The sequence below is a fragment of the Myxococcus hansupus genome, assembly GCF_000280925.3.
GTDB lineage: Bacteria > Myxococcota > Myxococcia > Myxococcales > Myxococcaceae > Myxococcus > Myxococcus hansupus.
Map to the genome: position 1 here is coordinate 5777081 of NZ_CP012109.1, position 13837 is coordinate 5790917.

The 13837-nt window shown below is 69.3% G+C and carries 12 protein-coding genes; 6 read left to right on the forward strand and 6 right to left on the reverse strand.

Features of this window, described 5'->3' with window-relative positions; translation table 11 throughout:
- Positions 1–72: 72 nt before the first annotated feature.
- Complete coding sequence (locus A176_RS22345) at positions 73–876, forward strand: pseudouridine synthase (protein WP_002637097.1); 804 nt, start codon at positions 73–75, stop codon at positions 874–876.
- 50 nt (positions 877–926) lie between these two features.
- Positions 927–2330: a Si-specific NAD(P)(+) transhydrogenase gene (sthA, locus tag A176_RS22350; RefSeq protein WP_002637098.1), complete on the forward strand. Its 1404-nt coding sequence runs from the start codon at positions 927–929 to the stop codon at positions 2328–2330.
- Here sthA and A176_RS22355 read toward each other — a convergent pair.
- Entirely contained in the window at positions 2314–2643 is a 330-nt protein-coding gene (locus A176_RS22355) for a hypothetical protein (protein WP_002637099.1), read from the reverse strand. The two genes, sthA and A176_RS22355, sit on opposite strands and share 17 nt — an antisense overlap.
- Positions 2644–2707: 64 nt before the next feature.
- Positions 2708–3070: a nuclear transport factor 2 family protein gene (locus tag A176_RS22360; RefSeq protein WP_002637100.1), complete on the reverse strand. Its 363-nt coding sequence runs from the start codon at positions 3068–3070 to the stop codon at positions 2708–2710.
- A 157-nt stretch (positions 3071–3227) separates the two neighbouring features.
- Here A176_RS22360 and fusA point away from each other — a divergent pair, with 157 nt between their 5' ends.
- The 3 genes from fusA to A176_RS22375 all read left to right on the forward strand — a co-directional run bounded on the left by fusA (position 3228) and on the right by A176_RS22375 (position 8507).
- Positions 3228–5342 (forward strand): elongation factor G, encoded by a 2115-nt coding sequence (fusA, locus tag A176_RS22365; protein ID WP_002637101.1) that lies wholly within the window; start codon positions 3228–3230, stop codon positions 5340–5342.
- An 85-nt stretch (positions 5343–5427) separates the two neighbouring features.
- Positions 5428–7356: an ABC-F family ATP-binding cassette domain-containing protein gene (locus A176_RS22370; protein ID WP_002637102.1), complete on the forward strand. Its 1929-nt coding sequence runs from the start codon at positions 5428–5430 to the stop codon at positions 7354–7356.
- A 239-nt stretch (positions 7357–7595) separates the two neighbouring features.
- Positions 7596–8507 carry a hypothetical protein gene (locus A176_RS22375; protein WP_002637103.1) on the forward strand — a complete coding sequence of 304 codons (912 nt, stop codon included), beginning with the start codon at positions 7596–7598 and terminating at the stop codon, positions 8505–8507.
- Between the two features lie 2 nt (positions 8508–8509).
- Here A176_RS22375 and A176_RS22380 read toward each other — a convergent pair whose 3' ends face one another.
- From A176_RS22380 to A176_RS22390, 3 genes are all read right to left on the reverse strand, one after another.
- A complete protein-coding gene (locus tag A176_RS22380) occupies positions 8510–10405 on the reverse strand; it encodes an OPT family oligopeptide transporter (RefSeq protein WP_002637104.1) in 1896 nt (631 codons plus the stop codon).
- A 100-nt stretch (positions 10406–10505) separates the two neighbouring features.
- Positions 10506–10991, reverse strand: coding sequence for an FKBP-type peptidyl-prolyl cis-trans isomerase (locus tag A176_RS22385; protein ID WP_002637105.1), 486 nt, complete (start codon positions 10989–10991; stop codon positions 10506–10508).
- Positions 10992–11060: 69 nt separating this feature from the next.
- On the reverse strand, positions 11061–12338 hold the full coding sequence (locus tag A176_RS22390) for a dicarboxylate/amino acid:cation symporter (RefSeq protein ID WP_002637106.1): 1278 nt from the start codon (positions 12336–12338) through the stop codon (positions 11061–11063).
- An 80-nt stretch (positions 12339–12418) separates the two neighbouring features.
- On the opposite strand from A176_RS22390, the gene A176_RS22395 reads away from it, so the two are divergent.
- Positions 12419–13057, forward strand: a complete 639-nt coding sequence (locus A176_RS22395) for a 2OG-Fe(II) oxygenase (RefSeq protein ID WP_044890694.1) — start codon at positions 12419–12421, stop codon at positions 13055–13057.
- Here A176_RS22395 and A176_RS22400 read toward each other — a convergent pair.
- Positions 13036–13818, reverse strand: coding sequence for a DNA-methyltransferase (locus A176_RS22400; RefSeq protein ID WP_002637108.1), 783 nt, complete (start codon positions 13816–13818; stop codon positions 13036–13038). The genes A176_RS22395 and A176_RS22400 overlap by 22 nt on opposite strands.
- Between the last annotated feature and the right edge of the window lie 19 nt (positions 13819–13837).

The window sequence follows — 13837 nt, forward strand, 5'->3', positions numbered from 1 at the left end:
CCCTCCCCCATGGGCCTGCCCGCGCACACTTCCCCTGCCGTCCCCGGGCGGGCCGGGTACAGTGCCGCGCCCATGTCCCGCAAGCCCGACAAGTCGAAGCCGCAGCAGCACAAACGCTGGGAGGGCAAGGAGAAGCCGGACTGGCTGGCCCGCGCGCTGGCCCGCGCCGGCATCTTCCCGCAGGACGAGGCCGACGACGCCATCCGCGCCGGCCGCGTCAGCATCAATGGCCGCGTGGCGAAGATGGCGCTCGCCCCCGTGCCCCCGGGCGCCACCGTGAAGGTGGACGGCCTCGTCGTCTCGCTGGACGCGCCGGCCACGCGCGTGCTGGCCTTCCACAAGCCCGCGGGCCTCTTGTCCTCCACGGAGCGGCAGCACCGCACCGGCACCGTGTTCGAGGCCCTGCTGCCGCAGTTGCCCCCGGAGCTGGCGCGCTACACGTGGCACGCCGTGGGGCGCCTGGACGTGGACTCCACCGGCCTGCTCCTCTTCACCAACGACGACAAGCTGGTGGCGCACGCGACGTCCCCGGACACGCGGCTGCCCAAGCGCTACGTGGCCACCGTCTTCAGCATCGCGGACGACGAGAAGGTGGAGCCCCTGCGCCGGGGCATGACGCTGGATGACGGCCCCGCCCGCCCCGCCAAGGTCCAGGTCCGCGACGAGCACACCGTGGAGGTGACGCTCACCGAGGGCCGGCACCACCAGGTCAAGCGGATGCTCGGCGCGGTGGGGCTGCCCGTGCGCGCGCTGCACCGCGAGGCCGTGGGCGGCGTGTCGCTGGACGGCATCCCCGAGGGCACCTACCGGCTGCTCACGGACGACGAGGTCCACGAAGGGCTGCGCTACGAAGGGCGCGCGCCCTCGGCCCCTTAACTGGTTGCATTGACTTCAAAGCACCGGCGGGGTCGCGTACCTTCGCCCCCATGGCGGACTTCGACCTGGTGGTGATTGGCTCCGGCCCGGCCGGTGAATGGGGCGCGGTGCAGGCGGCCCTGGCGGGCAAACGCGTGGCGGTGGTGGAGCGGGAGCCGGTGCTGGGAGGCACCGCGGCGAACACGGGCACCCTGCCCTCCAAGACGCTCCGGGAGACGGCGCTGCACCTGTCCGGCTTCCGGGCCCGGGGCCTCTACAGCGTGGAGACGACGCTGCGTCACGAGGCCACCGTGTCCGACTTCCTCTTCCGCGAGCGGCGGGTGAAGGACATCGAGCGCGAGCGCATCGCCCGCAACCTCCAGCGCCACAAGGTGGAAATCCTCCAGGGCACCGGGGCGCTGGCGGACGCGAACACCGTCGTCGTGCGCCGCCAGGACGCGCCGGAGCGGCGATTCACCGGCGACACCCTGCTGGTGGCCACGGGCTCGTCTCCGTACCGGCCCCCGCTCTACCCCTTCGAGGACCCGCGCATCCACGACTCGGACGAGGTGCTGGAGCTGGAGCGGCTGCCGCGCTCGCTGGTGGTGGTGGGCGCGGGCGTCATCGGCTGTGAGTACGCGTGCATGTTCGCCGCCATGGGCATCCCCGTGACGCTGGTGGAGGCGCGCGCGGAGCTGCTGTCCTTCCTCGACGACGAGTTCTCCGCGCTGCTGGGCCAGCGCATGGAGGCGCTCGGCATCCAGCTCCGCTTCGGCCAGGTGGTGGAGAAGGTGGACGTGCCCCAGGACGCGGACACCCCCATCCGGATGGTGCTGTCCTCGGGGACGCTGCTGGAGACGGACCAGGTGCTGGTGGCCTCCGGCCGCACGGCCAACACGGCCGGCCTGGGGCTGGAGGCCCTGGGCGTGAAGGTGGGCCCGCGCGGCCAGGTGGAGGTGGGCCCCACGTTCCAGACGGCCGTGCCCCACATCTACGCGGTGGGGGACGTCATCGGCTTCCCCGCGCTGGCCTCCACCTCCATGGACCAGGCGCGCATCGCGGTGGAGCACGCCTTCAGCCTGGGCGGCGGACGCACCATGGCCCCGGTGCTGCCCTACGGCATCTACACCATCCCCGAGGTGTCCATGGCGGGTGAGACGGAGGAGGCCCTGCGCAAGCTGAACGTGCCCTACGTGGCCGGCCGCGCGCCCTTCGCCACCAACCCGCGGGGGCAGATTCTGGGTGACACGCACGGCCTGCTGAAGCTGCTCTTCCACCGGGAGAGCCTCAAGCTCCTGGGCGTGCACGTCATGGGCCCCCAGGCCTCCGAGCTGGTCCACGTGGGCCTGATGGCGCTGATGACCGGGGCCACCGCGCGGCTCTTCGTGGAGACGTGCTTCAACTACCCCACGCTGTCGGAGGCCTACAAGGCGGCGACCTTCGACGCCCTGGACCAGCTCAGCGGCTGCCTTTGAGGCTGCCCACCGTGAGGCCGGTGGCGAAGGGCGCCTCCTGATGCAGGTCATCCGCCGAGGCCCGCGCCAGCCGCGGCGCCTCGGGGGTGGACTCCGGCGCGGCCGCGGGGATGGCCGCGCCCCGGCCGCCGGCCCCGCCGAGCAGCTCCTGGATGCGCTGCCAGCGCGCCTTCTCCTCCACCATCAGCCGGGAGAGCTCGGCGCGGGCGGACGCGTCCGCCAACTGGGAGGCGGCCTCCGTCACCCGGTCCAGGAACGGCATCAGGTAACCGAAGTCCCTGTCGAAGGCGCTGGTGTTGGTGTTCTTCGCCACGTCCGTCCTCCTCGCTGTCCTGGCGCGGGCACGCTAGCCCAACTCCCGCGCCCTGGGGGCATCCTCAGCCGTGGTACACGCGCGAGGCGACAATCCGCCCGTCGCGCACCTCGAAGACCTCCGCCACCGGCATGGGGGCCTCCCCCGGCGCATGGCGCAGGTACTCCATGAAGACCCGGGCGTCATCCGCCGTGAGCGCCACCAGCTCATATCGCAGCCCCGGCAGCCGGGCGTTGGCCGCCTTCCACCACGCGGACAGGGCCTGCCGGCCCACCAAACGTCCGCCTGTCTCCGGATGCAGCACCCGGATTTTAGGTGACGTATGCGTGGCGTCTTCGGCATAGAGCGCCACCAGCGCGTCCACGTCGTAGGCGTTGAAGGCGTCCAACCAGGCCTGGGCCAAGGAGAAGTTTTCGCTCGCGCTCATCGTTAATACCCCCAACTGAAACGGCATAGAGTAGGTGGAAGTGGGCTCAGGTGAGTCTCACTCCATGCGGATTTGGCTGGAAACTACGTCCTGTGGGAAGTAGAGGCCCCGCCTGCTCTGTTCCGTCAGGCACTTTCAAGAAAAGAAGGACCGGATCGTGGCCGCCAACGCACCCATCGAGAAGATTCGAAACATCGGTATCTCCGCCCACATCGACTCGGGCAAGACGACGCTCTCTGAGCGCATCCTGTTCTACACGGGTCGTATTCACGAGATCCACGAGGTCCGCGGCAAGGACGGCGTGGGCGCGATCATGGACTCGATGGACCTGGAGCGTGAGAAGGGCATCACCATCCAGTCCGCCGCCACGTTCGCGATGTGGGGCGACTACAACATCAACCTCATCGACACGCCGGGACACGTGGACTTCACCATCGAGGTGGAGCGCTCGCTCCGCGTGCTCGACGGCGCCATCCTGGTCCTCTGCTCGGTGTCTGGCGTGCAGTCGCAGTCCATCACGGTGGACCGCCAGATGAAGCGCTACCGCGTTCCGCGCATCGCGTTCGTCAACAAGATGGACCGCGCTGGCGCGAACTATGACCGCGTGGCCGCTCAGCTGAAGGAGAAGCTGAACCACCACCCCGTCAAGCTCCAGATGCCCATTGGCGCGGAGGACCGCTTCAAGGGCCTGATCGACCTCATCCAGATGAAGGCGTTCTACTTCGATGGTGAGAACGGCGAGACCATCCGCGAAGAGGAGATTCCCGCGGAGATGCTCGAGGAGGCCAAGGAGCGCCGCCAGCAGATGATTGAGGGCGTGGCCGAGGTCGACGACCAGCTCGGCGAGCTGTTCCTGTCCGACGTGGCCATCCCGAACGACGCGCTCGTCGCCGCCATCCGCCGGGCCACCATCGGCCTGAAGATGACGCCGGTCATGTGCGGCTCCGCCTACAAGAACAAGGGCGTGCAGCTGGCCCTGAACGCCGTGTGTTCGTACCTCCCGAACCCCAAGGAGGCGCAGAACGAGGCGCTGGACCAGAAGAACAACGAGGCGAAGGTCATCCTCGAGTCCGACCCGGAGAAGCCCTTCGTCGGTCTGGCGTTCAAGCTGGAAGACGGCCGCTACGGGCAGCTCACGTACATGCGCATCTACCAGGGCCGGGTTTCGAAGGGTGACTTCATCGTCAACCAGTCGAACCAGAAGAAGGTCAAGGTTCCGCGCATCGTCCGCATGCACTCCAGCCAGATGAACGACATCAACGACGCCACCGCCGGTGACATCGTTGCGCTGTTCGGCATCGAGTGCGCGTCCGGTGACACGTTCACCGACGGCGCCGTCAGCTACACGATGACGTCCATGCACGTGCCGGACGCCGTGATTTCGCTCGCCGTGGCCCCCAAGGACCGCTCCGCGCTGGCCAACTTCTCCAAGGCGCTCAACCGGTTCACCAAGGAAGACCCCACCTTCCGCGTGCACCGCGATGAGGAGTCCGGGCAGACCATCATCCGCGGCATGGGTGAGCTCCACCTGGAGATCTACATCGAGCGCATGAAGCGCGAGTACAACTGCGAGGTCCAGGCCGGTAAGCCGCAGGTGGCGTACCGCGAGACCATCAGCCAGAAGGGCGAGTTCGCGTACACGCACAAGAAGCAGACGGGTGGCTCCGGCCAGTTCGCCCGCGTGTGCGGCTACCTCGAGCCGCTGCCCTCGGACGCCGTGCAGCAGTACGAGTTCGTGGACGACATCGTGGGCGGTTCCATCCCCCGCGAGTTCATCCCGGCCTGCGACAAGGGCTTCACCGAGGCCGTGAAGAAGGGCAGCCTCATCGGCTTCCCCGTCGTGGGCGTGCGCGTGGTCATCAACGACGGCGCCTTCCACGCGGTCGACTCGTCCGAAATGGCGTTCAAGACGGCCGCCATCATGGGCTTCCGTGAGGGCTACGCCGCCGCCAAGCCCATCATCCTCGAGCCGATGATGAAGGTGGAGGTCCAGGCGCCCGAGGACTTCCAGGGCTCCGTCGTCGGTCAGTTGAACCAGCGCCGTGGCACCATCCTCTCCACCGAGACGGCCGAGGGTTACGTCACGGCGGTGGCCGAGGTGCCGCTGAACACGATGTTCGGCTACTCCACGGACCTGCGCTCCGCCACCCAGGGCAAGGGCGAGTACACGATGGAGTTCGCTCGCTACACGCCGGTGCCCCGGAACGAGTCCGAGGCCCTGATGGCGGCGTACAAGGAGAAGCAGGCCGCTGAGCAGGCCGCGCGCAAGTAGTCCGCGCATCCGCCACTCACTGGCGGTAAGGAAGGCGTCCCTCTTCATTGAGGGGCGCCTTTCGCCTTTTCAGGAGTCCGATACCGTGACGCTGCTCCGCGCCGCCAACGTCCAGCTCAGCTTCGGAAGCCGCACCGTCTTCCAGGGCCTCACCTTCACCATCGCGGAAGGCGAGCGCGTGGGCCTGGTGGGTGTCAACGGCTCCGGCAAGTCATCGCTGATGAAGATCCTGGCCGGCGCCGCCCGCGCGGACGTCGGAGAGCTGCAACTGCGCCGCGGCGCCCGCGTCACCTACCTGCCCCAGGAGCCGGAGTTCCCCGAGGGCGCCACGGTGGCCTCCGAGCTGTCCGTGTCCCAGGGGCCGCTGAAGGAGACGCTGGCCGCGCACGCGGAGCTGGCGAAGCGGATGGAGTCCGCCCCGGCCGAGGAGCAGGAGAAGCTGATGGCGCAGTTCTCCGCCCTCAGCGACCGCATCGAGCAGATGGGCGGCTGGGACACCGAGCACCACGCGAAGACGCTGCTGGACCGGCTGGGCGTGAAGGACTGGGACCGGCCCGTGGCGCAGCTCTCCGGCGGCCTGCGCAAGCGCGTGGCCATTGCCCGCGCGCTGCTGACGCGGCCCGACCTGCTGCTGCTGGACGAGCCCACCAACCACCTGGACGCGGACACGGTGGACTGGCTGGAGGAGGAGCTGGACAAGCTGCCTGGGGCGCTGCTGCTCGTCACGCACGACCGGTACTTCCTGGACGGGCTGGTGGACCGCATCGTCGAAATCCAGCCGGGCGAAGGCGTGACGTCGTACCCCGGAAACTACCAGGCCTACGTGGAGCAGAAGCTGGTGGCGCAGGAGAACGCCGCGCTGGCCCAGCACAAGCGCGAGCGCTGGATTGCCCAGGAAGTGGCGTGGCTGCGCAAGGGCCCGGAGGCCCGGCGCACCAAGAGCAAGTCCCGCATCGAACGCGCGCAGAAGCTGATGGCGGAGAAGGGCTTCGAGCGCCCCAAGGTGGCCGACCTGCGCGTGGCGGCGGCGCCCCGGCTGGGTCACACCGTCATCGAGGCCGAGGGCGTGAAGAAGTCCTTCGGCGACCGCAAGGTGCTGGACGGCGTGGACTTCCGGCTCCAGCGCGGCGAGCGCGTGGGCCTGGTGGGGCCCAACGGCGTGGGCAAGACGACCTTCCTGCGCGTGCTGTTGGGCGAGGTGGCGCCCGACGGCGGCAAGCTCGTCATCGGGAAGAACACCAAGGTGGCGTACTACGACCAGAGCCGGGCGCAGCTCGACGTGGAGGCCACCGTGTACGAGTCGGCCTCGCAGGGCGAGGACTGGGTGGAGCTGGGGGATCAGAAGATCGCCCTGCGCGACTACCTGGACGACCTGCTCTTCCCCGTGCCCATGCAGCGCATGAAGGTGAAGGCGCTGTCGGGCGGCGAGCGCAACCGGCTGCTCTTGGCGCGCCTGTTCCTGGAAGGCGCCAACGTGCTGGTGCTGGACGAGCCCACCAACGATTTGGACATCGTCACCCTCAACATCCTGGAGCGGCTGCTCCTGGACTTCGGGGGCAGCACGCTGCTCGTCACGCACGACCGGTACTTCCTGGACAAGGTGGCCACCAGCATCCTCACCTTCGAGGGCGAAGGCCGCGTCACCCGGTACGAAGGCAACTACGCCATGTACCGGCGGTTGAAGGAGCAGTCGGACGAGAAGGCCGCCAGCGCCGCCGCGCCGAAGCCCGCACCCAAGCCGGAGGAAGCCCCCGCGGCGGCCCCCGCCAAGGCCGCGCGCAAGCCCGGGAAGCTCTCCTACAAGGACCAGCGCGAGCTGGACGGCATGGAGGCCACCATCGAGGTGGCCGAGTCCCGCAAGGCGGGCCTGGAGGCGCAGCTCGCGGACCCCGCTGTGTACAGCAACGGCCCCAAGGTGGCGGAGGTGCAGAAGGAGTTGGACGCCACCGCCGCCGAGGTGGACCGGCTGTACGCGCGGTGGCAAGAGTTGCAGGACCTGTCCTCCGGGGCATGACGGCTGTCACCTGAAGACAGGAATTGCCCATTCACAGCCATGTCTGTGAATGGGACTTCACCGCAAGCCAGGGAGAATCCGGACACGAACTCCGTCAAGACGGGGCGATGTTTGGAACCGCAATACTTGCGGAACGATGGGGAAATGGTGGCGCCCTTGCGCGGCGCGGCACGGCGTGAGACTCGTTCGATGCTTCGGGACTGTCGCACTCACGCCATGTCTCGTTTGGAGGCGTCGCCTTGCTGTTCCGGCCTGCGCTCGCGCTTGTCTCTGTGTTGTCTTCCCTGGTCCTGCTGAGCCCCGCGGAATCGCGAGCCCAGGGCCGAACGCTCCCCACCTTCAATCTGCAACGGCTGGAGTTCGACTCGGCCGCCCTGGGTTCGCTCGTCGTGGGAACGGGGCGCACGATGCCCCAGGGCGAGCTGCGCGTGGCGATGCAGGGCCACTACGAGCAGCTCCCCTTCCACTTCCAGCAGCGCTGGGAGCCGGGCAGCGGCATGGGCCTGGTGGAGAACCGCTTCACCATGGACATGACGCTCGCCTACGGCGTGCTGCCGTGGCTCCAGGTGGCGGCGGAGCTGCCCTTCATCGTCGGACAGGGCGGCAAGCAGCACCGCGAGTACCTCGCGCCGCAAGGCTCGGGCCTGGGCTCGCCGTGGGTGGGCATGCGGGCCGCGCTGCTGCGCCAGGACTTCGGCTTCCAGTTGGCGGCGGACGTCTCCGCGGCGCTCCCCATTGGCAGCGCGGCGTTGCTGGCCCGTGACGACTACGCCGTGCACCCCCGCATGCAGGTCGGCTTCATGGCGGAGACGTGGCAGGTGGGCGGCGAGGCCGGCGTGCTGCTGCGCAAGAAGCAGGAGCTGCACAGCGTGTCGGGCTACACCCAGGACCTCATCGGCAACGAGCTGCGCCTGGGCGCCACGGTGACGTCGCGGGCCGGCGAGAGCACGCGCGGCGAGGTCAGCGTGGTGGCGGGGATTCCTCTCCAGGGCGGGCGCGCGGCCGGCGAGCTGCTCATCGCCATCCGCAAGCACGCCCTGTCCTGGCTGGACCTCTACGTGCTGGGCGGGCCCGGCCTGGGCGCGGGGATGGACACGCCCACCTTCCGCTTCATCGCGGGCGCGTCGTTCTCCACGTTCAAGGTGGACTGAGACTACTTGGGCATCACGCCGAAGGCCTTCGCCATGGCGATGCCGATGCCCAGCAGGCTCTCTCCCGCGATGAAACCGGAGGAGATGGGCAGCACCGTCTCCTCCGCCAGCTTGGGCTTCGCGCGGCGCAGCAGCGCGGCGATGGCCGAGCCGAAGAAGAAGGCGATGGAGCTGGAGCCCGGAATCACGATGGCCAGCCCGAAGCCCGCGGGCGACGGCACGTAGGCCTTCGCCTTCGCGGGCGCCCAGCGCTCCAGCAGCACCAGGAAGATGCCCAGCATGGCGCCGCACAGCGCGCCCACGCGGGCCGAGTCCGGCAGCGCGGCCACGCCCGTGGCGAGCAGCTTCGACACGCCGGCCCACACCATGGACGCGGGCGCGGGGAACTCCTCGGAGCCCAGCATGCTGGCGTCCGGCACCAGGATGTTGAACACGGGCACCACCACCACCGCGCCGGCCACCACGCCGAAGAGCTGCGCGATGAACTGCTGGCGCGGGTTGGCGCCCAGCAGCCACCCCGACTTCAGGTCCGTGAGCAGGTCCGCGGAGTGGAGCCCCACGCCGCCCGTGGCGTTGGCGCTCATGACGTTGGCGGGGATGTTGCCCGGCGCCAGGCCGCCGAAGATGAGCTGCGTGACGGGGCCCAGCGCCTTGGTGGGCGTGGTGTCCGTCTCGCCCGTCACCCGGCTGGCGATGACGCCCATGACGACGGCCAGCGGCAAGGCCATGACGCCGGCCCACCACGGAATCTGGAAGAGGTAGGCCATCAGGAAGACGGCGATGGGGCCCAGAATCGCGAAGCCCAGCGGGAACCACGCGGGCGGACACTCGATGCCGGCCAGCGGATCCACCTCCTCATCCTTCGCGTTCTTCCCCCGGAAGAGTCCGGCCAGGGACTTGAACGAGCGCGCCACGCTCCGCCACTGGAAGGCGAAGGACAACAGGCCGGAGGACACCAGCACCGCCGAGCCCGTCCACACCATCCAGCTATTGATGGAGCGGTACGTCACCTCCGCGATGGCGCCCTGGGTCACCATGGCCGGCGCGAGGAAGCCGTAGGTGAGCACCGCGCCCAGCAGCATGGACCAGCCGGTGCGGAAGCTCACCAGCGCGCCCGCGCCCACCAGCAGCAGGCTGAAGTCGAAGGACAGCGACCACGCCGACGCCTTCTTCCCCAGCAGGGTGAACGGGAGGCTCACCTTCTCCGGGATGTTGGCCAGCCACGTGAAGCGCGCGTCGCGCAGCGTCACCAGCAGCGCGCCAATGCCCCCCGCGATGGCCAGCAGGCGCGACTTGCGGCGGGCCGTCTCGCCATGGCCGTGGAGCGCGCGGATGGTCTCCGCGGTGGCCGTGCCCGTGGGGAACGGCAGCGCCTCCACGTTGATGAGCTGGCGCTTGATGGGGATGGCGGCGAAAACGCCCATCGCGGAGATGACGGCGAACCAGACCATCAGCCAGCCCGCGGACGGCAGCGCGCCCGTCAGCATCAGCAGCGCGGGCACCGCGGCCATGTTGCCGCCGCCCGTCATGTAGCCGGCGGCGGAGGCCACCGAGCCCATGGCGTTGTTCTCCAGGTCGGTGAACTCCGCCTTCAGCACGCGCAGCGAGCGCAGCGTGCCGAACACCGCGAAGGCCAGGATGCAGGCGGTGATGGTGACGCCCAGGCTCCAGCCCGTCTTGAGGATGACGTAGAGGTTGGAGAGGCACATCACCGCGCCAATGAGCATGCCGGCGATGACGGCGCGGACGGTGAGCTGACGCACCCCGCCCTGGTAGACATGCTCCAGCCAGTAACGCTCCGGGTCCATCGCCGCGGAGGCACCCGCGTCACCGGGTGAGTCGGTCGGCTGGATGCGGAGGTTGCTGGGGCTGGGCGTCTGTGAGGGGGACTGGCTCATGGGGGGCGCGACGATAGTGCACACCCCTTCCCCTCGCGAGCACCGCGTGTGACGGGCGGGCCAACCTCCCAGGCTGGCCGCGCCGCGTCAGGGCAGCACGTCAGCCGTGCTCATGCCCGCCTGGCCCGTGGACATGGCCGTGCGTCAACTCTTCCTGCGTGGCCGCCCGGACGTCCTTCACCGTGACGTCGAAGTGCAGCGTCTTGCCAGCCAGCGGGTGGTTGAGGTCCACCACGATGCCGTCGTCACGCACCTCCTGGATGCGCAGGGGGATGTCACCCTGGTCGGTCTGGGCCATCAGCGTCTGGCCCGCCTGAGGGTTCATCCCCGGCGGCAGCATGTTCCGAGGCACCGTCCGGACGCCCGCCGGGTCGTGCTCGCCATAGCCCTGCCCCGGCGCCACCACCACCTGCTTGCTGTCCCCCTGCCCCATGCCCTCCAGGGCTCCCTCGAGCCCCGGAACAATCTGCCGGTGCCCATGCAGGTACGAGAGCGACTGCTCGGGAGCGCTCTGGTCGATGACCTGACCGTCTCCCAGGTGCAGCTTGTATTCGAGCGAGACGACGGAATCCTTGGCGACCCTCATGCGGGCTCCTTGGTTCGGACTGCGAGGAAACTGCGATTGCGGGGAAGGTGCGGCGGCGGAGGCCTGGCGTCATGAAGCGGGCGCATCCACGGCCCCTTCCTCGACCGGGCTGTCTGCCGGTTCGCCGCGCGCCACGTACACGGCGGCGGCCAGGTCGCCGGTGACGTTGAGCGTGGTGCGGCACATGTCCAGGAAGCGGTCCACGCCCAGGATGAGGCCCAGGCCCTCCACCGGAATCTTGAACATGCCCAGAATCATCGCGATGACGGGGATGGAGCCCGCGGGCACGCCGGCGGTGCCAATGCCCGCCAGGATGCAGATGAACATGATGAGCGCCTGGTCGGACAGGCTCAGCTCCACGCCGTAGACCTGGGCCAGGAAGAGCACCGTGACCCCTTCGAAAAGCGCGGTGCCGTTCTGGTTCATGGCCGAGCCCGCGGTCAGCACGAAGCGCGACACGTTGCGGGGCAGCTTCAGGTTCTCCTCGGCCACCTTGAGCGCGGTGGGCAGCGTGGCGCTGGAGGAGGACGTGGAGAACGCGGTGACGATGGCCAGCCGGCTGCTGCGGAAGAACTCGATGGGGCTGCGCCCGCCCAAAAAGCGCACCGACAGCGAGTAGACGATGAACATGTGGATGCCCAGCGCCAGCAGCACCGTGCCCATGTAGGCGGCGAGCTGTCCGAAGATGCCGAAGCCCAGCCGCGCCGTCATGGAGAACAGCAGCGCGGCCACGCCGATGGGCGCCAGCTTCAGCACGCCGTCGATGAGCTTCATCATCACGTCGTAGAGGCCCTGGATGGACTGCTGCAGGCGCTGCACGGGCTCGCCCTGCGTCAACGCCACGCCCATGCCGAAGATGAGCGAGAAGACGATGAGGCCGATGAAGTCTCCGTCCCCCGCCGCCTTGATGGGGTTGGTGGGCACCATGGACACGATGACCGCGCCAAACGACGACGCCCCCGGCGCCGCGGCGGCCTGGATGGTCATCCCGCCCTGGGCCAGCGCGCGGGCCTCGTCACTCAGCCCAGCGCCGGGCTCCAACGTGTTGACGAGCACCAGGCCGATGAGCACGGAGATGGAGGACAGGACGACGGTGTAGCCCAGCGTGCGGACGCCCAGCCGGCCCACCTGCCGGAGGTCCAGCTCCGACACGGCGACGACGATGGCGGAGAACAGCAGTGGCACCACGAGCATCAGCAGCAGGCGGATGAAAATCTGCCCCAGGGGCGAGGCCACGTTGTCCACGAGGAACGCCAGCCAGGCCGCATCACCCGCGACGGCGTTGGCGACGAGCCCCGCCACCGCGCCGGCGGCAATGCCAACGAGCATCTTCTGGTGCGCCTTCATCGTTCCTCCGAGCCCTCCTCGCCGGAGGAGAATGGTCCGCGCCACCGGGCGGTAGGCGAAGATGGCATGCTGTCCTCCTCGTGGAAACCCTCGTTCGACTCACGGAAAACGCCGTGCCCCCCCTGCTCTTCCGCCGGTTGCTGCGGCGCGTGGGCGCCGTGGGCACGGAGCGCTTGCGACAGACCTACCAGACGACCTTCTGGTTCGACTTCGGCCCGGCGGGCAACGTGGTGGAGGACATCATCCTCGCGCTGCGTCCCCATATCGCCGGCAAGCGCCGCGTGGCGGGCGTCGAGTGGTGGCTGTCACGCATGTCCCCCACGGACGTGCGCGTGGACTTCCACCAGGACCGCGACGAGAAGCTGGCGCAAAGCACCGGCGAGTTGGTGCACCCGCGCATCTCCTCGGTGCTCTTCCTCAACCGCGTGCGCGGCGGCGCGCTGGTGGTGACGCGCGAGAAGCCCGACCCGGCCAACCCGTCCCTGGCGCCGTCGCGGCTCGACACCGCCGACCTGGTGACGCCCCGGCCCAACCGGCTGGTGGTGTTCGACGGCACGCTGACGCACGGCGTGCTGGACGCGGAGAACCAGATTCCGGACGGCAAGCTGCCCGGCCCATCGCGGCAGCGACGCACGCTGGTGATGAACTGGTGGGCGCACCGCCCCACGGACATCCCCGCGTGGGCGGACACGCGGCTCTACCGAGCGCTGGCGCGCTGAGCTTCCTCACGGGCCGTGTCGCGCAGGCGGTTCGTCACGCGCTCGGCCCACTCGGGCTCGACCTCCAGACACGCGGGCGTGCGGCCCAGCCGCAAGGCCGCCGAGGGCATGGAGCCGCTGCCCGCGAACGGATCCAACACCGTGTCCCCGGGCCGGCTGTACGTGCGCACCAGCGGCTCCAGCACGGAGAAGGGCTTGTGGTGGGGGTGGCCGCCCCAGCGCTTCGCCTCGCCTTCGTCGTCATAGCCGCCGACCACGGCCCAGACGGTGGGCAGGCCGCCGGGTTCGAGCGGCGGCTCGGGCGTGCGCGCGATGACGAGCGCGACCTCGTACACGCGCAGCGTCTGCTCGTTGGCGTTCTTGTCGGTGGTGCGCTTGCCCCAGACGTACTCGCCGCGCAGGTGCGGATAACCGAGCCCACGCGCGGCGGTGAGGATGGGCTCCTTGCCCAACAGGTTCGTCCAGATGACCAGGACGGCGTCCGGCGTGAGGTGGGCGGTGGCGCGCGACAGCCAGGCCTCGGAGAAGGCGCGGTAGTCGCGCACCGTCTCGAAGCGGACGATGGGGTTCTGGTCGATTTTCTTGTGCGCGCGCGTGTCGCGGAGGTCCCCGCCCTTGCGCCGCCGGGTGAGCAGGCAATACGGAGGGTCCGTGTGGAGCAACGCGGCGCGGGTGTCGCCCAACGCCGCGCGGTAGCCCTGGGGCTCGCGGGCGTCGGCGTTGATGCAGCGGAGGGACTCGGGCGGGGGAAGTGAGGTCATCGGCCGGAGCGCCACCCTA